At 60.0% G+C, this 22,726-nt stretch carries 26 protein-coding genes; all 26 read left to right on the top strand.

Features of this window, described 5'->3' with window-relative positions:
* Nucleotides 1–13 precede the first annotated feature (13 nt).
* The 26 genes from B7X90_RS11915 to B7X90_RS11790 all read left to right on the top strand — a co-directional run bounded on the left by B7X90_RS11915 (nucleotide 14) and on the right by B7X90_RS11790 (nucleotide 22,666).
* Nucleotides 14–211, top strand: a complete 198-nt coding sequence (locus B7X90_RS11915) for a hypothetical protein (RefSeq protein ID WP_292624720.1) — start codon at nucleotides 14–16, stop codon at nucleotides 209–211.
* A gap of 58 nt (nucleotides 212–269) precedes the next feature.
* Nucleotides 270–557, top strand: coding sequence for a hypothetical protein (locus tag B7X90_RS11910; RefSeq protein WP_292624718.1), 288 nt, complete (start codon nucleotides 270–272; stop codon nucleotides 555–557).
* A gap of 371 nt (nucleotides 558–928) precedes the next feature.
* A complete protein-coding gene (locus tag B7X90_RS11905) occupies nucleotides 929–1,219 on the top strand; it encodes a hypothetical protein (protein WP_292624716.1) in 291 nt (96 codons plus the stop codon).
* A complete protein-coding gene (locus tag B7X90_RS11900) occupies nucleotides 1,216–2,022 on the top strand; it encodes a hypothetical protein (protein ID WP_292624714.1) in 807 nt (268 codons plus the stop codon). Before B7X90_RS11905 ends, B7X90_RS11900 begins: the two co-directional genes overlap by 4 nt.
* An 11-nt stretch (nucleotides 2,023–2,033) precedes the next feature.
* Nucleotides 2,034–2,654 carry a DUF6884 domain-containing protein gene (locus tag B7X90_RS11895; RefSeq protein ID WP_292624712.1) on the top strand — a complete coding sequence of 207 codons (621 nt, stop codon included), beginning with the start codon at nucleotides 2,034–2,036 and terminating at the stop codon, nucleotides 2,652–2,654.
* Nucleotides 2,655–2,665: 11 nt separating this feature from the next.
* On the top strand, nucleotides 2,666–2,908 hold the full coding sequence (locus tag B7X90_RS11890; RefSeq protein WP_292624710.1) for a hypothetical protein: 243 nt from the start codon (nucleotides 2,666–2,668) through the stop codon (nucleotides 2,906–2,908).
* Nucleotides 2,909–3,311: 403 nt separating this feature from the next.
* Entirely contained in the window at nucleotides 3,312–5,441 is a 2,130-nt protein-coding gene (locus tag B7X90_RS11885; protein ID WP_292624708.1) for a ParB/RepB/Spo0J family partition protein, read from the top strand.
* Between the two features lie 71 nt (nucleotides 5,442–5,512).
* On the top strand, nucleotides 5,513–5,812 hold the full coding sequence (locus B7X90_RS11880; RefSeq protein WP_292624706.1) for a hypothetical protein: 300 nt from the start codon (nucleotides 5,513–5,515) through the stop codon (nucleotides 5,810–5,812).
* A gap of 341 nt (nucleotides 5,813–6,153) precedes the next feature.
* Complete coding sequence (locus B7X90_RS11875) at nucleotides 6,154–6,456, top strand: hypothetical protein (protein WP_292624704.1); 303 nt, start codon at nucleotides 6,154–6,156, stop codon at nucleotides 6,454–6,456.
* An 8-nt stretch (nucleotides 6,457–6,464) separates the two neighbouring features.
* A complete protein-coding gene (locus tag B7X90_RS11870) occupies nucleotides 6,465–7,361 on the top strand; it encodes a zeta toxin family protein (protein WP_292624702.1) in 897 nt (298 codons plus the stop codon).
* 484 nt (nucleotides 7,362–7,845) lie between these two features.
* Nucleotides 7,846–8,301 (top strand): hypothetical protein, encoded by a 456-nt coding sequence (locus B7X90_RS11865; RefSeq protein WP_292624701.1) that lies wholly within the window; start codon nucleotides 7,846–7,848, stop codon nucleotides 8,299–8,301.
* Between the two features lie 72 nt (nucleotides 8,302–8,373).
* Nucleotides 8,374–9,639 carry a TolC family protein gene (locus B7X90_RS11860; RefSeq protein WP_292624699.1) on the top strand — a complete coding sequence of 422 codons (1,266 nt, stop codon included), beginning with the start codon at nucleotides 8,374–8,376 and terminating at the stop codon, nucleotides 9,637–9,639.
* Nucleotides 9,640–9,642: 3 nt separating this feature from the next.
* Nucleotides 9,643–10,806 (top strand): efflux RND transporter periplasmic adaptor subunit, encoded by a 1,164-nt coding sequence (locus B7X90_RS11855; protein ID WP_292624697.1) that lies wholly within the window; start codon nucleotides 9,643–9,645, stop codon nucleotides 10,804–10,806.
* Nucleotides 10,807–10,810: 4 nt separating this feature from the next.
* Nucleotides 10,811–14,056: a CusA/CzcA family heavy metal efflux RND transporter gene (locus B7X90_RS11850; protein ID WP_292624696.1), complete on the top strand. Its 3,246-nt coding sequence runs from the start codon at nucleotides 10,811–10,813 to the stop codon at nucleotides 14,054–14,056.
* A gap of 63 nt (nucleotides 14,057–14,119) precedes the next feature.
* On the top strand, nucleotides 14,120–14,611 hold the full coding sequence (locus B7X90_RS11845; protein WP_292624695.1) for a hypothetical protein: 492 nt from the start codon (nucleotides 14,120–14,122) through the stop codon (nucleotides 14,609–14,611).
* Between the two features lie 113 nt (nucleotides 14,612–14,724).
* A complete protein-coding gene (locus tag B7X90_RS11840; protein ID WP_292624693.1) occupies nucleotides 14,725–15,024 on the top strand; it encodes a zf-TFIIB domain-containing protein in 300 nt (99 codons plus the stop codon).
* Between the two features lie 268 nt (nucleotides 15,025–15,292).
* A complete protein-coding gene (locus B7X90_RS11835) occupies nucleotides 15,293–15,580 on the top strand; it encodes a hypothetical protein (protein ID WP_292624691.1) in 288 nt (95 codons plus the stop codon).
* A complete protein-coding gene (locus B7X90_RS11830) occupies nucleotides 15,573–16,178 on the top strand; it encodes a cation transporter (RefSeq protein WP_292624689.1) in 606 nt (201 codons plus the stop codon). Before B7X90_RS11835 ends, B7X90_RS11830 begins: the two co-directional genes overlap by 8 nt.
* On the top strand, nucleotides 16,175–18,670 hold the full coding sequence (locus tag B7X90_RS11825) for a heavy metal translocating P-type ATPase (RefSeq protein WP_292624687.1): 2,496 nt from the start codon (nucleotides 16,175–16,177) through the stop codon (nucleotides 18,668–18,670). The genes B7X90_RS11830 and B7X90_RS11825 overlap by 4 nt, the downstream gene beginning before the upstream one ends.
* A 516-nt stretch (nucleotides 18,671–19,186) precedes the next feature.
* Nucleotides 19,187–19,489, top strand: coding sequence for a hypothetical protein (locus B7X90_RS11820; RefSeq protein ID WP_292624686.1), 303 nt, complete (start codon nucleotides 19,187–19,189; stop codon nucleotides 19,487–19,489).
* Nucleotides 19,490–19,737: 248 nt separating this feature from the next.
* The gene (locus tag B7X90_RS11815) at nucleotides 19,738–20,322 is read left to right on the top strand and encodes a recombinase family protein (RefSeq protein ID WP_292624684.1); all 585 of its coding nucleotides are present in this window, start codon (nucleotides 19,738–19,740) and stop codon (nucleotides 20,320–20,322) included.
* A 199-nt stretch (nucleotides 20,323–20,521) separates the two neighbouring features.
* Nucleotides 20,522–20,779, top strand: coding sequence for a plasmid stabilization protein (locus tag B7X90_RS11810; protein ID WP_292624682.1), 258 nt, complete (start codon nucleotides 20,522–20,524; stop codon nucleotides 20,777–20,779).
* The gene (locus B7X90_RS11805) at nucleotides 20,776–21,201 is read left to right on the top strand and encodes a type II toxin-antitoxin system VapC family toxin (RefSeq protein ID WP_292624681.1); all 426 of its coding nucleotides are present in this window, start codon (nucleotides 20,776–20,778) and stop codon (nucleotides 21,199–21,201) included. Before B7X90_RS11810 ends, B7X90_RS11805 begins: the two co-directional genes overlap by 4 nt.
* Entirely contained in the window at nucleotides 21,194–21,556 is a 363-nt protein-coding gene (locus B7X90_RS11800) for a hypothetical protein (RefSeq protein ID WP_292624680.1), read from the top strand. The genes B7X90_RS11805 and B7X90_RS11800 overlap by 8 nt, the downstream gene beginning before the upstream one ends.
* A complete protein-coding gene (locus tag B7X90_RS11795; protein WP_292624678.1) occupies nucleotides 21,553–22,134 on the top strand; it encodes a recombinase family protein in 582 nt (193 codons plus the stop codon). Before B7X90_RS11800 ends, B7X90_RS11795 begins: the two co-directional genes overlap by 4 nt.
* Before the next feature lie 313 nt (nucleotides 22,135–22,447).
* The gene (locus tag B7X90_RS11790; RefSeq protein WP_292624676.1) at nucleotides 22,448–22,666 is read left to right on the top strand and encodes a hypothetical protein; all 219 of its coding nucleotides are present in this window, start codon (nucleotides 22,448–22,450) and stop codon (nucleotides 22,664–22,666) included.
* Nucleotides 22,667–22,726: the final 60 nt, after the last annotated feature.

Genomic DNA, 22,726 nt, shown 5'->3' with positions numbered 1-22,726 from the left:
CACGCTCTGAATAATGCGAAGGAATGTTGGCCGGAAACCGCAGACATCAGCCAATCTGGCCGCGTTCCTTCACATTATCGATACCTCGCGATTACTCAAAGCCCTTCGCAATGACAAGCGCGCAATCTTCCGCGCCGCCACCGCTTCGCAGGCCGCAAGCGAACTGATCCTGTCCCACATGAGCGCGCCCGTCATGGCCCGCGCCGCCTGATCCGAGCGAGGGCGGCCACCAGCGCCGCCCCCCTTCCCCGTTCCCGAAGGATCGACCGATGCCTAAGAATCCCCCGAAGATCGAACTTAGCTGGCGCGATGAGAATTATGGTTCCATCTGCGCCGTCGCCGCCTTCCGCAACTATGCGGGAACCTACGATTGGAGCGAGCGCACCCACCAGCGTTTTCGCGGATGCCTGAAACGCGCAGGCTTCACATTTCATCAGGGCCGTTGCAGCTACATCGCCAGCGGCGGCACCCGGGAGGAACGGCAGCGCGGCCTTTGCGACGAGCTGGCCCGCGCAGGCTTCCAGATCGACAGTGGCGACGTGAGGGCGGCAGCATGACCCGCTACCGCGCCGGCAACTGAATGTCGGAGGATCCGATTACTCGGATGCTTCCGGCGCTTTCGGTGGGGCATGTCGCCGGCGACATGCAACGTCGCCCGCTAGGTCGCCGCTGCGCTCAGACCTGGCGCGCACCGCCAGAGCAGATCGAGGCGGCATAGCCGCCGCTTCATCTATCAGGTTCCGGGGCCTGTTCCGGCCCCCTGGCGCAAGGGCTGGACCGTCTCGGCCGTGAGCGGCCTCGCTTGGCGATCATGGGGGTTTCCCCGCCCTTCCGCGCTTCGCTTGTGCAGGGAGGGCGATCCCCCTCCCCCATGATCGGCCCTCAATTGCGCCATTCCCCGGCCCACTTCGCCAGCGGGCAGAAGTCGATGGACGCCATCGCCTTCGGCTCGATTTTAAGGGGAAAGACAATGAATTATCGGATCATAACCGCGATAGAGCCTGATTTTTTCGTGGCTGAATTGGAAGCCGAAACGGTCGAACATCTGATCGAGCAGATGACCAGCGCAGGCTATGAATTTTCAGCTTTCAACAGCAACCCCGTCCAACGCGCCGAATTGCAGGGACAGCCCAAGTTCAAGGGCCTGTGCGGTCCTATGTGGGATGGTGATGCTATCCGCTATGAGTGCCGAGCTACCTATGCGGAGTTGAGCGCATGAGCGCCGCCGCCGCGATCATCGAGCAGGCCGACGAGCTGGGCGAGCAGATCATTGCCGCAGGTTTTGCCGCCAATGGCTTTCTTCTGGACATTAACGGGGCGCTTGACGTGCCCCGCAACTTTCCGCTTCCGGCCCCTTGGAATCTGCCGTCGCGCCTGTTCCAGTTCCCGATTGAGGTAATCCGAGCCGAGCAGGAAGAGCCGCGCAAGATCGGCCTTCGCCATCCTTTGCTTGCCGCCCATCCTTTCGTGCAGCACGTCGAGAGCGTGCTAGGCGTGGAGATCGCCCGCGAGGGCGTGACGAACCGCCACGGCTACAGCAACCGGGCCAATTCGCTTTGGCATCATGCGGTGGACCTTATCAGCGCCGGAAAATGGCGCGAATTGCTGGAAACGCAGGAGTTCACCGAGCCGCGCAACATCTTCAAGGCGGTTGCCTATGGTTGCCGCTATTCGCACCATGCCGACAAGAAGGCGTGCGGCCATATTGGCACCGCCGAGGCCCGCAAGATCATGGGCGAAATGGACGCGACCGAACCCACCGACCGCGCCGCGCTGATCCGTAGCTTTTCCGCCCCGTCCCCGTGTCAGCAAGAACGCGGCACCGAGCATTGGCCGATCAATGTCCACGGCCTTTGCGCCGAAGATGAGGCATGGGCTTTCATCGTCGGGATCGAGGATGGTTGGTTTTCCTATGACCGTGCCGGTTTTTTCCAATGGTCCCCCATCGGCCGCGACCGCTACGCCGCAGGCGATAGCGCCAGCTTCACCGAGACGAGCGGCCAGACCGCATTCGCCTTTTGAGGGAATCGAGCATGGCCCGCCATTGTATTCGAGAACCCCGCTACGTCCCCCCGGTGCATAGCATCGGGGAACAACCCGACCTGTTCGGCGGCCCTACCCTTTGCCATGTTGCCGAGCGCAAGGGACCGCCGAAAGGGTGGCAGCGCCAGTTGCAGAAATGGGGCCGCTGCACCGTCATAGCCGATCTTGAGGCAGGGCCAGTCCCCAGCATCGAGCTAGCCACACCGCCGCAGCCGGTCTATCTTGTCGCGTGCGTTGCCGCGAAGATGGACCACGCGGCCCCCGCCCGCGAACTTTATATTTCCCCATGGTTTCAGAAGGCCCGCGCCCATATTGAGCGACAGGGCGCGCCTTGGTTCATCCTATCGGCCAAGCATGGCTTGATCGCGCCGCATGACCTGATCGCCCCCTATGATGAGACGCTAGGCCGCATGAGGGCCGGGGCGCGCCGCCTATGGGGCGCGCGCGTGGTTGAGGTCATGGCAGAGCGGATCGACGCCGCCGCTCCCCTGATCGTACTCGCAGGGCGCAATTATCGCGATCCGCTTTGGCCGCGCATCGAGCGCCGCGCATCGGTTCCCATGGAGGGCCTTGGCATCGGCCAGCAACTCGCTTGGCTCACCGCAAATTGAAAGGATCGACCATGACCGTTCGCCTGATCGAAGGTTTGCACCTCACCGCCACCAACAAACGCCACCTTGCCGAGATCATAGGCAAGGGATGGACCGAAGGCCATTCAGGGCGCATCGCCTATAGCGTTGCGCCCATCGAGGGCGAGCCGCACCGCTTCCGCTACCATTGGCGCAAACGCGAGCGCGACGATTTCGACCGACCCGTCACGCGCGAAGGGCGTGGCATCATCGAGTGTCGCGGCGATCCCGGTTGACGAGAATTAGGCCGAATGATGACGCTAGATCTCGTTACCGAGATTTCAGCGGCGTTGTCTGTTTGCGCGTGACAGGACGCCGATCGTCGGCATCCCGCCACGCGGATTGATCGACATGGCCCGCCCAGGGCGCGCCACGGCTTTTCATTCCTTCAGCCCAAGTTGAGGCGGACGAGCCGCCGCGTGATTTGTCAGATTCCGGGGCCTGTTCCGGCCCCCTTGCGCAAGGGCCTGGCCGTCTACGCCGCTGCGCGGCTCCGCTTGGTGATCGCGGGGGTTTCCCCGCCCTTCCGTCGCTTCGCTCTGTGCAGGGCTTTGCGCCATTCCCCGACCCAGTTCGCCACTTGGCAGAAGTCGATGGGGCCATCGCCTTCGGCTCCATTTTAAGAAGGGAAACAGCACAATGGCTAAGAACACCAAGCCCACCGTCCTGCACCTCACTGTCGACCAGCTTCACCGCAGCGAGCAGAACGTGCGTAAGAAACCATCCAGCGCCGCAAGCGATGCCGAAATCTCCGCTTCGCTGCTATCCGTGGGCCTCATTCAGCCTATGGTCGTCATCCCGCGTGAAGCCGGGGGTTATGAGGTTATCGCGGGGGATCGCCGCCGCCGCCTACTCACCGCGCTTGCCGAGGCCGACGCGAGCCGGAAAGCGATGACATTCCCGTGCATGAAGGTCGATGACTTGAGCAAGGTCACGGAAATCAGCATGGCCGAGAACCGCGCGCGCGAGGCAATGGCGCTGCCCGATGTTTATATGGGTTTCGCTGCCATTCGAGCCGAGCGCCCAGAGGCCACCCTAGAAGAACTAGGCGCGATGTTCGGCTACGATGTGGTCCGCACCGCGCGGATCATGCGGATTGCGAACCTTCACCCGGAGATTATGGACCTCTACAGCGCGGGCGAGATCGAGGACGCCCAGGCACAGGCTTACGCAGCGACGGAGGATCGTTCGCTACAGATCGCAGTCTATCGCCAGTTAGAGAAGGAGGCGACCCGCCCCCACGAGAAGAACGCGAGCGCCATTCGCAAGGCGATGAACTCCGGCAATCACGAACTGACGAAACTCATGTGCTATGTGGGCGTGGACGCCTTCCGCGCAGCGGGCGGCGAGTTTGAGGCCGATCTATTCGCGCAGGACGGCGCGGGTATCGTCCAGAATCCCGATGTGCTTCACCAGCTCGCCGCGCAGCGCATGGAGGATGATAAGGATCGGTTTGAGCATAATATCGTCTGCAATGGTCGTATGCTTGGCGAGAAGTGGGGCCTTGGCGACCTTGCATTTTCGTGGGTGACGACGCCCCCGCAGATCAAACAATATGGCTATCTCTCTACAGATCACGAGCTTCGCATTCGCGATCCGAAGCGGGGCGACCTCCCGAAAGACCTAGCGAAAATCTATACGTCGATGGAGACGCGGCTAGCTGCGATGATTGGCGAGGATGACGAGCCGCTTGCCGGTCAGGAAGAGGCATACGAGAAGCTGGCGGGCGAGATTGCCGAGATGAATGCACAGCGCACCGTCATCCTTCCCAAGAAGGGCGCAGTCGTCGCCGTTGCGTCGATCGAGAACGATGGGAGTTTCGATGTGGAGCTTTGGTTTGCGGATCGAGCGGCGAAAGGCACCGACTTGCCCAAGGGCGCGAGCGAACAGCGCGGACCCAAGCCCGAGGCGACACCGGCAGAGGCCGAGCGGGCGCGCTTCGGGTTGTCCAAGGACAACATGCAGGTGATGATGCTGATCCGGCGCGACATGATCCGGGCCGAGTTGATGCAGTCCGCTAATGGTGGTTCGTCGCTCGCGCTTGACTTCATGCTGTTCACACAGGCCCGAACCATCCTCACCCCGACGCAGGGGTATGGGAACACCGTCTATTTTCATGGCGAGCGTCAGGGCATCAATGACCTTCCGCATGACGAGGATGGCACAACCAAGATTCACGATCTTGTCAGGAGCCGCCCCGAACGTGGCGCATGGCGCACCAGCAAGGGGGGCTTGGCGTCGGGCGCATGGATGACCGCGCGCGACCCTATCGAGGGATTTGCCCTGTTCCGGCAACTGTCCGACACCGACAAGAACAAGGTGGCGGGCATGATCGCCGGGCATATGCTGCTGGCGACCACATCGGTTTATTCCGATGGTCGCACCCCTCGCATGGTCCGCGAGCTTGCCAACTGCATCGAGGCCGAGGCCGGTTTCGGGCGCTGGCGCGATGCTGTCGAGCTGGACGAGGCGTTTTTCTCCACCCTCTCCAATAAGGCTCGCCTTGGCCTTCTAGACACATGGGGCTTGGCGGATCGCGCAAAGGGCATGAAGGGCAACGAAACCGCCGCCTTCTGCGCTCGTATCGCGAATTGCGATGATGAGGACGCCAAATTGCTTGGCCTCCATCCCGACGATGTTGCCGAAGCGGTGAACTGGCTTCCCGACTTCATGGAAAGCGGCACCGTGCCGCCCCTCCCCGTCAAGCTGGACGACGAGGCCGCCGACGATCTGGGGGACGATGACGGCGAATACGACGAGGCCGCTTAATGTTCTGGCCGGTGGAGTCTTTTGCATTTCACCGGCCTTCCCCCCTGCTATGTTGCCGAACGGAGATTGCTATGACCGTTGAAGTTCTCGCTGACCCCGAAGTCAAAGCCGCGCTGGATCGCCTGATAGATATTGCCCGATCCGATACCGGCCAGTCTGCCCGCGTCGCCAATTTCTTGCTGGCATGGTGGAATGGCGACGATTGGGGCCACTTCCCGATTTCCGACCTGTTCGGCGTGGACCGCGCAATTGCGGCCGACATGGCGACCATCTTTGCGTTCCTGGGCCAGTATCCCGGCGCGATCTATGCCGACGCTTTCGGCTATCGCGATGCCATGGCCGATCTTGTCGAGCTTTGGCGCGCGACTTGAGCCGCGCCGATCACGGCCTATAACGGTTTTCGAGCATCCGAGGGCGAAGGCGAAAATAGTCGGCGGTTGCTTGAATGTGCTGGCCGGTGGAGCGGAACGCTCCACCGGCCCCCTTCCCACGATAGAGGGCGGGCCATTTCCATTTGTCGCATAGGGCGTGCCGCTCACCCGACGATGATTTGACCGTTCGATTCCGATTGATAAGCGGTTGCGTGGCCCTGCTTAGAGCATCAGGCCTCCCACTTCCGGCAAGCGTGCGCTATGCGTTCACGCTTGCCGGAAGACCAGCGGCCACCGTCTTGTTCTTTATTCGTTCAGCGGTTGATGATATAGGTGATCCCATGACGACTAGCGCGCGCACCGGCCCCAAGTGGACCCAAGATCAGGCCATCGCCTACGAGGCGGCGCTTGAGGCCATCAATGACGTGATCGCGGGTTACAGCGAGCAGATCGCGATGGAGCAACAGCGCCCCACCCAAAGCGCCTCGCGCATCGAGTGGCTTGAAATGCGGACGGATCAGGCGACCGCCATCATGGATTCTCTCAATGTGACGGACACCGATAATGTCCGCCAAGTTCTTACAGAATATAGCGCGATTGTCCGCGCCCGTGACGCCGCCGAGGCTGTCCGCATCGCTGCCTAAACAGCGGCATGGAGCGTGACCCCGAGCGGTATAGCTTACCGACTGACACCTTGCAGAAAATCTATGAGACGCGGATTTCTCCGCGTCTCTTTCGGCATGTCGAGAGCGTAGAGCGTCCGACCGCGGTTGTCCTTGGCGGTCAACCCGGATCGGGAAAGACGCCGATGCAGAATGATGTTGCTCAGGAGTTCGCCCAGAAGGGCGGAGTAGTGAAGATTATCGGTGACGATCTTCGCGCCTATCTTCCGCATTATAAGACTTTGCAGCGCGCCGATGACAAAAGCGCCGCCTTCTATACCGACCGCGATTCAGGCCGATTGGTCGAGAAGGCCATAGCGGAAGCCAGTCAGCGCCGCGTCAACGTGCTGGTGGAAGGCACGATGCGGAGCGCCGACACGGTAGAGCGGACCTTGCGCCAATTTCGCGAAGCGGGTTTTCAGACCGATGCCCGCGCCCTGGCGGTCAGCCCTGAATTATCGAGCCTTGGGATATTGCAGCGATATGCGGCTCAGAAGGAGAGCCGTGGAATTGGCCGCATGACGACGCCGGAGGCCCATAGCGCCGCGTTGACCGGGATGCTCGACACGTTGGACCGGATTCAGGATAAGCGCCTTGCCGATACAATGACCCTATACCGGCGCGGAGCCGAGGTTATCCATCGGTTCGACCTCACCACCCCCGGCGCGTCGATTGAGCCGCGCGCCCGCGCGCTGGTCGAGCAAGAGCGCAATCGCCCTCTGTCGTTGCAGGAGGCGCAATTTAAGCAGCGCGAGATCGAGCGTTTGACGCCGATCCTTCAAAAGCACGGTGTTATCCCGGCGCGAGATCCACAGCGCGAAGACCTGGCACGGAACCGTGAAACGTCGCCTCCCCTTCCCCGTCGCGACGAGGACCGCGAGCGTTAGGTCCATTATGGCCGATTTGGCCTATTCTCTGCACGCTTAGGCCAACCTTGATGGTAATGATCGTCGTGGAGGTTCCGGTATGTCCTACTTCACTGAGCGCGTTTTGACCGATGAGCTGGCGGAGGCGAAAACTCTGCTATCAAAGGCACTGGCTATTCTAGACCAGCATGACGAGTCAGAGGCCGCTTATTGCATACATGAAGTCCGTTAAGCTGCTCAGGGGTGCGCCGATGCGCCGACGGTCCGCCAGTTCCTTTGCCTTTTGCTCATGCCGTCGTTTGGGCTGGGGTCGGTCGCGCACGCCACCGAGGGCGTCACATGCATCGATGGCACGGCGACCAGCTCGCATCACGGATCAGCGCGCCAATTTGCTTCGCAAAACGGCTCTCCCACTGCCCGCTTATGCGGCTGCTACGCGGTCCCTGACTGTTCCTGGTGCAGTTCTCTCCTTGGCCTTGCCAATTACGGCAACAAGGAGGTTGTTATGTCCTATCGTTTGTTCACCCGACTTGCCTTCTCGTATGGTGTAAGCGGCTCCCGTGTCGCCGGAGACTTTGCGATGACAGGCAACAAAAAATCGTTTATGGCGACGGCTATGGTACGTTGGGGCTTCCTGATGCTTTGCATAATCGTCACGTCGCTTACGGCGGCGGCGGCTGTGCATGCGAACGAGTTTCCCAACGCGACGACCATCAGTGCGACGACTCTCGAATGTTCCGGCTATGTTCATAGCGAAGGTGACAGAGATCAGTCGCAAGGAGACGCCGACAAGGCGGTTCCCCATCATCATGGGGGCTGCCACGGTGCGGCTTCCCTGATTTCCCCGAGGGCGCACGTGCCCGTGTTGTTGGATCTTCGGACAGAGCCTACCGGCTATGTCGATTCGACAGCACTTGGTCGTTGGTCGCCCGGGCCTGATCTACGCCCCCCTATCGCCTGATTGACGCTCAAACGACTGCGCCCCTGCTAGGCGGGCGCGCAGCTTGACGCTTATCAATCAGGATTTCCATAAATGCATAGGATCATTGCGGCCTTTCTGGCTGCCACGTCTTGCGTCGCCGTTGCGCAAGCGCAGGACAATGTTGCGGCAGGGCAGCCGCTAGGCGCGGCCTTCACACTCGATCAGGCGGTTGCTGTCGCAGGCGGCAGCGCCCCGGCGGCGGATGCGGCGCAGGCCGGTATCAAGGCTGCGCAAGCTGCTCGCACCGTGGCCGGCCTTCGTCCAAATCCCCAGGTGCAGACGCAGGTCGAGAATGTGGTCGGCTCTGGACCCTACAGGGGTGTAAGCCAAGCTGAGACGACTGTTGGCCTTAACATCCCGATCGAGCTGGGGGGCAAGCGATCCGCAAGGATTGCGGTCGCGGATGCCCAGTTCAATCGTGCTGCTCTTGTGGCGGCTATCACGCAGGCCGACATCCGGCTTCAGGTGACTGCGCTCTACATTGATGCTGTTGCCGCTGAGCGGCGCGTCATCACGGCGCGCGATCAGTTTCGGATCGGACAGGACGCGCTTAATGCCGCCAAGGTGCGGGTTCAGGCAGGCCGCGCCTCGCCGCTTGAGGAACAAAGGGCGGATGTAGCCAAGCTCAACGCTGAAGCAGAGGTGCAACGGGCGCTGCGTCTCGCAGAGGCAGTGCGTATCAACCTAGAACGCAGGATCGGGCAGCCTATTACAGGCGCGCTCGACGTGGCTGTTCTCGATCGGCTTCCCCCCACAACCTATGGGCCAACCATGGTGGCTAGTACGGGAACGCTGGCGTTAGCGGCGGCCGATGCCGATCTTGCCATCGCGGACGCTGGCGTGCGACTCGCCAAGTCCCAGCGCGTGCCGGACGTGGCGATCGGCCCGGCAATTCGGCGTCTTTCAGCGACCAATGACACGGCTGCGGTTTTGTCGCTTTCCATCCCGATACCGTTGTTCAACTCAGGACGGGCGGCGGTGGCGCAAGCCAGCGCGCAACGGAGCCAGGCCGAAGCGCAACGCCGCATGACTGCGCTCGATGTGGAGCAGGCCATTACGGATGCCCAGGCCGAAGCCGATACCGCAGCAACCGCAGCCCGTAATGCAAGCGGGCCAGCGCTTGCTGCGGCACAGGAAGCAGCTCGGATAGCTCGCATTGGCTATCGCGAGGGGAAATTCGGTCAGCTTGATCTTCTTGATGCCGAGCGCACGCTTTCGCAGACGCGTGTAGCGGCGATCGAAGCACTCGCAGCTTTCCACAACGCCAAGGCGCGGTTGGAGCGTTTGATCGCTCCCGCGCCTGTACAGGGGAACTAAACCATGAAAATTACAAAAAATGCCACCATTCTGTTGCCTGTTACCCTAGCATTTCTCCTCGCTGGATGTGGCAGCACCGGCAACGAGGCGAGCAATGAAGCTGCGTCTGCCCAGGAAAAGGCGGGAGACGAAGGCGCGCATGCCGATGAGGGGAAGATCACCCTTTCAGAGGATCAGATTATCTCAGCCGGTATCCAGTTGGGTCGACCGATGACTGGCGGCTCGGGCACGCTGGAACTGCCCGCAACTATCGAAGGCGATCCGGAGGGAACGCAGGTTGTATCCGCCGCAATCGGGGGGCGCATCGTTGCGTTGACCCGTAACCTAGGGCAATCGGTCGGACGCGGCCAGACTCTGGCTGTGATCGAGAGCCGCGAAGCGGCGCAGCTCAAGGGCGAAGTCGAGGCCTCGCGCGCCCGATTGGCGCTGGCCAACTCCAACCTCGCCCGCGAGCAGCGCCTGTTCTCCCAGCGCGTTTCGCCTGAGCAGGATCTGATCGCTGCCCGCACGGCAGCGATCGAGGCAAGCATCGCCTACCATCAAGCGCAGAGCCAAGTGTCCGCCGCAGGCGGCGGTGGCGGCGGTCTTAACCGGCTTGGGATTACAGCGCCTGTATCGGGCCAGATCATCTCGCGCAGTGTTGTGCTGGGACAAACGGTTGCAGCCGATGCCGAACTCTATCGGGTAGCCAATCTCTCCAGCGTGTCACTTTCGCTCAACCTTCAGCCTGCCGATGCGGGTCGGGTGAAGCCCGGCAATGGGGTGCTTGTGAAAGCGGCTGGTCGTCAGGCGACGGCGCGCGTCAGCTTTGTCTCTCCTGCACTCGATACGCAAACCCGCCTCGTGCCGGTGATCGCAATGCTGGAAAATGGCAGCGGCCAATGGCGTGTAGGCGAACCGGTGACGGCATCGGTCCAGCTTTCCGAAAGCGGAGGCGACGGTGCCATTCGCGTCCCGACCACAGCGGTACAGACCGTCGAGAACAAGTCTGTCGTGTTCGTCCGGACAAAGACCGGCTTTCAGGCCGTGCCTGTTATGCTCGGCGACAATAGTGGCGGCAGCGTGATCGTACGCTCCGGCCTCAAGGGCACCGAACAGATCGCCACCACCAACAGCTTCACGCTCAAGGCCGAACTCGGCAAGGGCGAAGCAGCGCACGAGGATTGAGCCAATGGTTGCCCCAATCGTAAATTGGGCGGTTCACAAGCGCTGGCTCGTCCTGCTTCTTACCGCCATAGCCGCCGTAATCGGTGGCGTCGCCCTGTACCAGCTCCCGATCGACGCGGTGCCGGACATCACCAACAACCAAGTGCAGATCAATGTACGCGCACCCGCTCTTTCGCCAGAGCTGGTTGAAAAGCAGGTCGCCTTCCCGATCGAAACTGCCCTCGCCGGCATCCCCGGCCTCGATAATACCCGCTCTCTGAGTCGCAACGGCTTTGCCCAGATAACGGCCGTGTTCGACGAATCGACCGACATTTATTTCGCCCGCCAGCAAGTCGGTGAACGCATGACGGGCGTTGCTGAAAACCTGCCCGATGGCGTCAACCCGGAGATGGGGCCGATCTCTACGGGTCTGGGCGAGGTCTATATGTGGACCGTCCGGCTCGAACATCGAAAGGATGACAAGCATTTGCCAGGCGAGCCGGGCATGCAGTCCGATGGCAGCTATATCACGCCCGAGGGCGACCGGCTAACCAATGACATCGACAAGGCGACCTATCTGCGCACAACGCAGGACTGGATCGTCAGCCCATTGCTCAAGAATACGAAAGGCCTTGCGGGCGTCGATTCCATCGGCGGCTATGTAAAGCAGTTTCAGGTCGTTCCCGACGTTCAGCGTCTGGCCTCGCTGGGTCTGACCCTCACCGATCTGGGCAATGCTCTGGAGCGGAACAACACCAGCGTCGGCGGCGGCTTTGTCGATCGTAACGGCGAGGGTCTTGCGGTTCGCTCAGATGCGCTGGTCCGCAATGCCAGCGAACTCTCCCGTATCGTTGTTGCGACGCGCGAGGGTGTCCCTATCACGCTCGGCCAAGTGGCGAGCGTCAAAACGGGGCAAGCCATTCGCATGGGTTCCGCTTCAGAGAACGGCACCGAGGTCGTTGTCGGCACCGGCATCATGCGCATCGGCGAAAATAGTCGTAGCGTCGCAACGGCGGTTGCAGACCGGCTAAAGGAGATCAATGCATCTCTGCCGCCGGATGTCATCGTGCAGCCAGTGCTGGACCGCACTGAACTGGTCAATTCGACCATCAAGACTGTCGCGAAGAATCTAAGCGAAGGCGCGCTGCTCGTCATCGTGGTTTTGTTTGCGTTGCTCGGCAATTTTCGGGCAGCGCTGATCGCGGCGATGGTGATTCCCGTCACCATGTTGTTGACGGGTTTCGGAATGCTCCGTCTCGGCGTCTCTGCCAATCTCATGAGCCTAGGCGCACTGGATTTCGGTTTAATCGTCGATGGCGCCGTCATCATCGTCGAAAATGCACTGCGGCGTATGGCCGAACGGCAGCATCACGAAGGTCGCCTGCTGACCATACAGGAACGGCTCGCGACCGTGGCATCCGCTGCTCGCGAGATGATCCGTCCCTCCGTATACGGACAAGCGATCATTATCCTCGTTTATGTTCCGCTTCTCACCCTTACCGGGGTCGAGGGCAAAACCTTCGTGCCGATGGCGCTGACCGTCATCATTGCGCTGGCCTTCGCTTTTGTCCTGTCGCTGACAGTCGTTCCCGCAGCGATCGCCATCTGGCTTTCTAAGCGTATCGACGAGAAGGAAGGCCGGATCATGGGCTGGCTCCGAACTCGCTATGAGCCGGGCCTCGAAAAAGCCATGCAGCGACCGACCTTGACGGTTGGCGTCGGCGTCGGTGGCTTTGTGTTGGCGATCGCCGCCTTCCTGTCGCTCGGACAGGTGTTTCTTCCGCAGCTTGATGAGGGAGATTTGCTGATCCAGGCCTTGCGAATCCCGGCAACGTCGGTGCAGCAAAGCCAAGCGATGCAGGTGCCCATCGAGAGAATGATGGCGAAGCAACCGGAGGTGAAGTTTGTCTTCTCCAAGACGGGTACGGCTGAGCTGGCTTCCGACCCGATGCCGCCAAATGCCACAGACATGTTCGTGATCCTGAAGCCGCAGAAGGAATGGCCCGATCCCAGTCTCAGCAAGACTGACCTGATTGCGCGCATCGAACAGAAGCTCAACAAGTTCCCCGGCAACGCCTATGAGATCACGCAACCTATCCAGATGCGCTTCAACGAGCTGATTGCCGGCGTTCGCGGTGACGTCGCGATCAAAGTGTTCGGGGACGACTTCAACAGCATGAATGCCACGGCAGAGAAGATCGCCGGCGTCCTGCGTCGTACACAGGGCGCGGCAGACGTGAAGGTTGAGCAGACGACAGGTCTGCCTATGCTCGACATTCGGGTCAATCGTGACGCGATGTCTCGACTGGGCGTCACGGCGCAGGATGTGCACGACACTGTTACGGCAACGCTGGGCGGCCGCAACTCGGGGATGATTTTCGAGGGTGATCGGCGTTTCCCGATAGTAATCCGACTGTCGGATGCACAGCGGGCCGACTTCAATGCGTTGGAGCAGGTGCAGTTGTCGGTTCCCGGCGGCCAATTCGTGCCGCTGGCGAGCGTTGCTGACATCAGGATTGTGGATGGTCCTAACCAGATCAGCCGCGAGAATGGCAAACGCCGTGTCGTGGTCCAGGCCAATGTGCGCGGCCGCGACATTTCCAGTGTTGTCGAAGATGCGCAAGAGACCATCGCCAAAGAGGTCCGGCTTCCGGCGGGTAGCTATCTGGAATGGGGCGGCCAGTTTGAAAATCTGGCCTCCGCGCGCGAGCGCCTTCAGCTCGTGGTCCCGGCCTGCTTCATCCTGATCCTCATGCTCCTCTATGGTGCTTTGGGATCTGCCCGGGATGCTGCGATCGTGTTTACCGGCGTCCCATTGGCGCTGGTGGGCGGTGTGCTGGCGCTGTTCCTCCGCGGGATGGATTTCTCCATCTCTGCGGCGGTCGGTTTTATCGCCCTGTCTGGTATCGCGGTGTTGAACGGTCTCGTCATGGTGTCCTCGATCCAGGAACTTATGCGAAAGGGTATGGATCGGGCGGAAGCAGCCCGAACCGGCGCTATCCAACGGCTTCGACCGGTGGTGATGACGGCGCTGGTGGCTAGCCTTGGCTTCGTACCGATGGCCTTGGGAACCGGTGCCGGCGCGGAAGTGCAAAAGCCGCTCGCCACGGTTGTCATCGGCGGCTTGATCTCAGCCACCTTGCTGACCCTGTTCGTGCTGCCGACCCTTTATGCCCGGTACGGGAGGCGAGAAATGCCGCTTGACGAGAATCTCGATGATGAACCCGAGGATCTGCTTGAGAGGCCAGAACAGCCGCAACCTCAACACTAAAAGGCGGGAGGGCGTGATTGCGCGCCCTCCCATCTCCCCTCAGAAACAGCGAGGAGAAGGACAATGGTAGAGGAAACCGTGTTTGCGGCCCCCATCTCGCAGCTCAGGATCTGGAGTTTGCTTTCGGACCTGCCGACCTATCGGCAGTGGCATCCGCATTATCGTTTCATGCGCAGATGCCAGAAGGGTTGCCACGCCCAGATGTCCCGTCTGTTCTTCAATTGGCGCCGCATCAGGATGTGGGTGAAAATTGAGAGCGAAGAAAAGCCGCGCGTGTTTGGGTGGACTTCCAAACTCAGCAGCCTGTGCAGGATTAACGAACGCTATGTGATCGTCCCGACCCAGGGCGGAGCGGACATTCAGCACATCGTCGAGTTCAAGGGTGTGTTGGGCGAGATTGCGGGCCGTCTCTCTCGTCGCGAGATCCGCGAGGAGATGGCGCAACAGGATGCTGCATTGCTCAAGGCGCTCAAGAAGCAAACGTTGAGACCGCCGCGCGGCAAAGGGCAGCTCAAGCTCGTCCCGGCTTCTACGCGAAGACGCACCAATGACTGAAGCTTAACGAACCAAACGGGTCGGACACACGGGCCGGATGGCGATCGCCATGTTCTGTATTCGAGTCCGCGGCATGCGCCGGATTTTCCTCCGTAAAATGAAAGGATTTCATCATGGTAGAGCATCAAGGTCTTCCCTGCCCTGTCTGCAAGGTCGATCTCGTCATGAGCGAGCGCCAAGGTATCGAAATCGATTATTGCCCCAAGTGCCGAGGCGTCTGGCTCGATCGGGGTGAGCTGGACAAGATCATCGAGCGCAGCGCTGGCGAGGAAGCAGGTCGCCCGCGCAGCGACGGCACGCTCGGCATTTCCGAAGGCAAGCACCAGCGCGGTGGCCATGGCAGTGGTCATGGCTCCGACAGCTCCTCGCACGGTCGTCGCCGTAAGGGGTTTCTGAGCGACCTGTTCGACTGAGACTTGTGGAAAGGCCACCGCACAGGAGCACTTCGGGTATGTGTGAGATGGTCCGTGCCATGGGCATCATGTCCCTTGGGTGCCCATGGCGACAGTTTTGAAGGACGCGAGTATCACGATGCGCTCCAGAACCAGCTTGCTTCGGTGGCCCAGCCTGGCCCCCACCCTCGCGCTGTTCAGTCTCGCTGGCTGCTCAGCGCCGTCGGAGGGCGATGATCCAGATGGGTTACACGATCGACGATCGGTGCCGGCCCTTGTTGGCGAGCATATGTATTCCTGTCGGGATGGCTCCAAGGTCGATGCCCACTTTCTTGCCGATGGCCTGACGCTTGATATTTCTCGTGTTCCCGATGGCAAGCCGGAACGACTTAGCGCTCCGGCAACGGGCCTCACCTTCATCGGGCATAAGGTCAATGTGACGATCTCTGATGGTGACACAATGGTTATTACGCGCGCCGATGCGAAATCGCTTCCGTGTCGTCGGATCAGGACAATCAGCCTGTCAAAGTCAGAGACCCAGACGGCCGCTTATATGCGTGGAGCCGATCATGACTGACGGGGCAAAGGAAAATGGCGCCGAACGGCGTACTTTGTGGATCGTCCTGATCCTTAACGCTGTAATTTCGGCCGCTTTCTTCATCGTCGGCCTTACGGGCGATTCCAGTGCGCTGATAGCAAATGGCGTCGATAATCTTTCAGATGCGGCTGTTTACGCGCTGAGCCTCGTGGCGCTCTCCCGGGGTCAAGCCTGGAAGACACGCGCTGCCGCCGTGTCAGGCATAATGCTGCTCGTGTTCTCGGTCGGCATCCTGCTCGATGTCGGCCGCCGGTATATCTACGGAAGTGAGCCGATCGGCTCCAACATGATGATAATGTCGGCGATAGCGGCCTTCGTAAACTACATTTGTCTCAGGCTGCTCCAAAAGCTGGAACGGCCCGACGTCAATCTGCGCGCGGCGACAACTTTCAGCTTTAATGACTTCATATCGAATGGCGGCATTCTGATAGCCGGCGCCCTTGTCATCTGGCTCGGAACCAACTGGCCAGACCTCCTCGTCGGTTTCGCGACAGCGGCAATTGCCATCAAGGGCGGCATCGAAATCCTCAGAGATGCTCGAAATCAGACGGGCAAGAATCCGGAGAAAAATTCATGACCGACAAACTGAAACTCGACATTCCCCTTATCCTACCCAACGTTTCTGACGTCGCCGACGCCTGCGTGGATCGTCTCATAAAGACCATTGAGGTTCGCGAAGGGGTTGAGACAGTGCATGTCGAGGCAGCGAGCGAGGGCGTTCCCCCAAGACTCTGCATTCATTACGATCCGGATCAGCTTTCCCTTCCTCGTATCCAGGCTATGGTGCGTAGTGCCGGAGCGACGATCAGCGAACGCTACGGCCATGTCCTGTGGGACATGAGCGGCATTGGCCATCAACGTCGCGCTCGAACGATCAGCGAACGACTCATCGCCCTTCCCGGCGTAGCGGATGCAAGTGCTAACCCCTCTGGCATCGTACGCATCGAGTTCGACAGGGAGGCGACTTCCGAGCGCAGCATCTTGACCTCCTTGGCCGACATGGGAGTGAGGCAATTATCTGAGCCTACGGTAACGGACGATCACGCCGGTCATTCCCATGGCCCCGGCGAGGGGCATGTTAGCGAAAGCCACAAAGGTCACAATCACGAGCATGGCGGTATTCTGGGGCCAAACAGCGAACTGATTTTCGCGTTGCTCTGCGGCGCTCTCCTCGCCATCGGTTTTGCGATCGAGAAGCTGTTGCCCAGCGCTCCCGAGTGGCTTCCCACCGCCTGCTACATTGGCGGCTATGTCTTCGGCGGCTTCTTCACGCTGCGGGAGGCGATCGACAATTTGAAACTGCGTAAGTTCGAGATCGACACACTGATGTTGGTCGCGGCCGCCGGCGCAGCAGCGCTCGGCGCTTTCGCCGAAGGCGCGCTGCTGCTTTTCCTGTTCAGCCTTGGTCACGCCCTTGAACATTACGCCATGGGACGGGCCAAGCGCGCCATCGAGGCGCTGGCCGAGCTGGCGCCGCGCACGGCCATGGTCCGCCGGGCAGACGGCGGGACCAGCGAAGTGCCGGTAGAGGAACTGACCATCGGTGCCATCATCATCGTCAAGCCTGACGAGCGTGTCGCGGCCGACGGCTTTGTCATCAAGGGTGCCAGTGCGATCAATCAGGCGCCCGTGACCGGCGAGAGCATGCCTGTCGACAAGAAGCCTGTCGAAGATGCCGCCGCTGCCCGTGCCAATTCAGATCGCGTTGATGCAGAGTCTCGCGTTTTTGCCGGGACCATCAATGGAAGTGGTCTGATCGAGATCGAAGTGACACGCCTGTCGAGCGAAAGCACGCTGGCGAAGGTCGTAAAGATGGTAAGCGAGGCGGAAACGCAAAAGTCGCCCACCCAGCGATTCACCGATCGCTTCGAGAAGTTCTTCGTCCCCGCCGTTTTGGCCCTGGCCTTCCTGCTACTGTTCGCATGGGTCGTGGTGGATGAGCCATTCCGCGAGAGCTTCTACCGCTCGATGGCGGTTCTGGTCGCCGCCAGCCCTTGTGCGCTCGCGATCGCGACGCCCAGCGCGGTGCTTTCCGGCGTGGCACGCGCCGCGCGCGGCGGCGTGCTTGTGAAGGGCGGCGCTCCGCTAGAACTGCTGGGTTCGCTCACCGCCATCGCCTTCGACAAGACGGGCACGCTTACCAAGGGCGAGCCGCGCATCCAGCAGATCATCACCGCCCCTGGCGTTGAGAAGGAAGACCTGATGGCCATCGCCGTCGCCGTGGAATCCCTCAGCGATCATCCGCTGGCTCAGGCCATCGCACGCGACGGCAAGGAGCATCTTGGCGGAAGAGCAATTCCCGAGGCCACCAATCTCAAGAGCCTGACGGGGCGCGGCGTCTCCGCGCTGGTTGATGCTGATGAGGTTCTGATCGGCAAGGCCGAAATGTTCGGCAAGGACGGGATTAAGCCGCTGTCGCCAGCGATGGCGGAAGCGATCGAGCAACTGCGCACGGATGGCTATACCTCCATGATCGTACGCCGCGATGATAAGGATCTCGGCGCCATTGGTCTGATGGATACACCGCGAGATACGGCACGCGCGACGCTGGAAAGACTGCGCGCGCTCGGCATCACCCGCATGATTATGATCTCGGGTGACAATCAGCGTGTCGCGGATGCGGTCGCCAAGCAGGTCGGCATTGATGAGGCATGGGGCGACCTGATGCCCGACGACAAGGTAAAGGCGATCAAGAAACTCCGCTCCGAAACCAAGGTTGCGATGGTCGGCGACGGCGTGAACGATGCCCCTGCCATGGCTACCGCAACGGTCGGGATCGCCATGGGCGCTGCCGGATCGGATGTGGCACTGGAAACGGCGGACGTTGCCCTCATGGCCGACGATCTCTCGCACTTGCCCTTCGCGGTCGGCCTCAGCCGTCATACCCGCGGGATCATTCGCCAGAATGTATTCGTCAGTCTTGGCGTGGTAGCGCTGCTCGTGCCGGCAACCATTCTTGGCCTTGGGATCGGGCCTGCGGTCGCCATGCACGAAGGATCGACGCTGCTTGTGGTAGTGAACGCCCTTCGGCTGCTGGCCTATCGCGACCCGTGGACCAAGGCGGACTAACGCCGCTCGCGATCCATCGGCGCCACGCCTGTTCAAAAGGGAACTTAGATGCAGGCCGTCCTATATACCCTCATCCCGCTTTTGGCTGTCATACTCCGGGCGACGGACTGGGACTGCATTTGTCAGCGCCATACAGCATCCCCCGCTGGTAGCCGACGCGCGCGTTCGATATCTGCCCTTCACGATGGCGTTACCAGCGCCACTTGGACAGTGAGCACAACAAGGTGATCTGGTCGGAAATATTTTGTAACGGCAAAGCCACACCGTATCGGGTGCGGCCGATGAAGTATGTGTCCGTGAATCTCATGATCGCGATGATGATCTCCGGGTGCACGACAACTGACCATGATCCACAGCACGTTCATATGCGCTCTGAGCAGATTCAATCAACGGGTGCCACCCTCGGAAGACCCTCAATCATCGACAATGGCAATGGCCTTACGATACATGGTTATGTGTGCCGACGACTTTCTACAGTCCCGCCCCCCAATTTCATCGTAATCGAACTCATCTCCAATGACGGCACCTTTCTGGAAAGTAAAACAATGCCGCTTTGGGTCGACGCACGTCACCAATGGGGCTGTACCTCCTATCACGTCGCTACAAAATGGCCTGCGCTGCCGGACCGGCGTCTACGCATTTGTGGTAAACGTGCTGACGAAGAGTCGCACCGGTCTGATCAAAGCACTGCTGCGTTTATCATGCGCCCGCAATGCAGCGATCGACAACCCTAGGCTGTCTATTTCTCACGATGTTGCGGGATACAATTCAAAAATGCACGCTGAAAATTACAGAAACGACCGTGCTCAGCCGGTTTGAATGCTGGGCAATTAGCCCTTTCAGCATGGCGATCTGCACCGGGTCGGCACCGATCAGGGGTCGGTACATAGAACGGACCCAGATATACGCTAAGCGTCAGCACGCCCGCTCAGGTGGCGCAAAACACCTGTTTGTCGACACCCCTGCCCTCGGATGATGAGGTATCCCGAAACATGCTTAAAAATGCGCGACAAACCATGTCGCATTGGGGTAGTGTGCGGAAACGGTGATTTTAGGGTTTGTCGTACATGATGGTTGGATATGTGCGGGTATCGTCGGTCGACGATCGGCAATCGATCGATCTTCAACATGATGCGCTGATCGCCGCAGGGGTGGATGAGCGCCATATCTATTCTGACAAAGCCTCCGGTGCCCGAGATGACCGCCCAGGTCTGAAGGCGTGTCTGGCATTTTTGAAAGAGGGTGATGGATTGGTGGTGTGGAAGCTTGATCGGCTAGGCCGATCGCTTCCCCACCTTTTGTCGATAGTCACTGACCTCAAGGATCACGGTATCTCCTTCCGTTCCCTGACTGAGCAGATGGACACCACGACGCCGCATGGTGAATTGCTCTTCTCGCTATTTGGCGCGCTTGCCCAATATGAGCGGGCGTTGACGCGCGAGCGTGTCGTTGCTGGCCTCGCCGCAGCTAAACGGCGAGGTCGCAAAGGTGGGCGAAGGCCCACCATTGATGACGAAACACTGGAAAGTATCACGGAAGCGCTCAACGCTGGGTCGAGCAAGGCATCGGTTTGCAGGACATTCAAAGTGCCCCGTTCGACCTTAATAGGTACACTGGAACGGATAGGTTGGGCTGCCCCGGCTAAGGATTGATCCCGCCGTCCGCCCTGCCCTCTTAGCAATCGGTGGTTTAGTTGACTGTCAACCAGACCGCCGGAAAGCCGCGAAAATGCGTCGCCAAAATCGGCCTATTTCGCCTCTGTCAACTTAATGAAAAAAATGGCGCATTAAGTTGACATTTTCGCCGTAAATGATAGCATTTCGTGATTATGCTATCACGGAAGCGAACGACATGCCAGCTTTAACGATCCGCAATATCCCGGATGACATTCACAGAGGGTTGAAAGCCCTGGCGGCGCAGCATGGCCGGAGTGCCGAGGCCGAGGTGCGAGAGCTGATCGCTTCCGCCGTCTTTCCTTCCCAGCGCCAGCGTCTCGGTTCAGCGATGGCCGACATTTGGGGTTGTGTCAGGCTTACCGAGGACGAGGCTCAAATCATTGATGGCGCGCGAGATCGCGCGCCTGCCAAGCCGATGAGCTTTGACGAATGATTGTGCTGGATACCAACGTCATATCGGAAATGACGAAGCGAGCGCCCTCGCCTGTTGTTGCTGCGTGGCTGGACGCACAGCGCGCCGAGACTCTTTATCTTTCGGCAATCACAATCGCAGAAATCAGATTTGGGATTGCCTGTTTGCCGGAAGGCAGACGGAGGGAATCTCTCGCCGGTGCCTTTGCTTGCACGGAGGATTTATTTGCAGGCCGTATCCTGGCGTTCGACAACGAAGCCGCTCGACATTACGCCGAGCTGGCCGCTTCCGCGCGCAGCATAGGGCACGGCTTCCCGACACCGGACGGCTATATCGCGGCCATAGCGGCAGCGCACGGCTATGCCGTTGCAACGCGCGACGTTGCGCCGTTTGAGGCGGGTGGCGTGCCCGTCATCAACCCATGGGAGAATGATAATGGCTAATACCGATAATGGCGGTGGCCCTGAATGGGATGACATGATTGAGGTAATCATAGACTCTATTCCCGTGAAATTATCCAATAGCGAATGGAAGAGCGTTCGGCACACCATACACAATTCGATATGGGATTATGTTGGTGACATATTCACTAGATCGTCAATTGAATTTCATAAAACACGCGAGGGAAATTCGGAGGTTCGTCTTTGGATGAGCATCGGAAAGGATTGTGTCGATTTTCAGAAAGGCTTTGATATCGAGAAGACCATTGCCGATTCCTATTCGATTGAAGGGCTGCAATTGGCTCGCGATGTTCTCACCGCCCGCATTGAGGAAATGCAGCGGGAGGGATGCCCATGAAACTCGGATATGCGCGCGTCAGCACAGGCGAGCAGAACCTAGCCTTGCAGATAGACGCGCTGCGCGCCGCAGGCGCCGAGCGCATCTATGAGGACAAGGGCGTTTCCGGCTCTTCCGTGTTCAAGCCAGCCTATACCGATTTGCTGCGCGCTGCGCGCGCGGGGGATGAGGTGATAGTCTGGCGTTTGGATCGCCTGTCCCGTTCGCTCATCACGCTCATTACCGAACTGCGATTGCTGGGCGAAATTGGCGTCGGATTCCGCTCGATAACCGAGCAGATCGAGACGGTGACGCCCGCAGGGCAGCTATTCTTTCATATGGTCGGTGCTTTCGCTCAGTTCGAACGCGATGTGATCCGCGAGCGCACGAACGCCGGGCTTCAAGCGGTGCGGCGCGCTGGAACGAAGCTGAGCAGACCGCCTGCGATCAACGATGAGCAATGGAAGCAGGCCAAGTCGCTTTTAACCGAGCCTCACAATATGAGCGTGGTGGCGGTGGCTGGGCTGTTGAACGTGACCCGCCAAGCCATCTACAAGCGGTTGAGCGCGGAGAAGCAGGCCGGAGAAATCGCGGCCTAGAGCGAAGGCCCTCCCCTCCCCTTCCATGCAGCATAGTGCAGCATATCCTGGCCCACCTTCAAATGTCTGTCATGCGCTGAGCGATTGAGCGTCGAATGGATCGGCAGTCAGTCCGTAAGCCTTGCCGTTGCTGATTGACGCCCCTCTAGTCGGCTCCCCTGCCTCATGCGGGTTCGGTCCTTCGGCCCCAAGCAGAAAACCGGCGCGTAGCGCCTACGGTTTCCGCAAGCGGACCCTCCGTTTTTCGGCTTGCCCGCGTCAGGGGGCCGCCCCTCCAAAGTGCGTCAGCAACGACAGAGCTAAGGAACGGACCATGCAGAACATTTCGGAATTTCGCATCATCGGCCGCATCGGCAGCGCAGACATTAAGGAAAAGGTGGCCTTTCTCGACATTGCCGCAAACTACGGCCGCAAGGTCGGCGACGAATGGGAGGACGACACACACTGGAACCGCGTTACCCTCTTCGGCAAGAACATCGCGCGGGCCGAGAAGATGGGGTCACTACACGAAAGTGAGTTTTACGTACGCTAGGCGCGAACGGATGGCGAACGGCAAAAAGTGGTGATTCCTGCCCCCGGATTATATCACGCA

Source organism: Novosphingobium sp. 17-62-19, from assembly GCF_002256775.1.
In the GTDB taxonomy this organism is placed as follows: Bacteria; Pseudomonadota; Alphaproteobacteria; order Sphingomonadales; family Sphingomonadaceae; genus Novosphingobium.
This window is presented reverse-complemented; position numbering and strand designations above follow the sequence as displayed.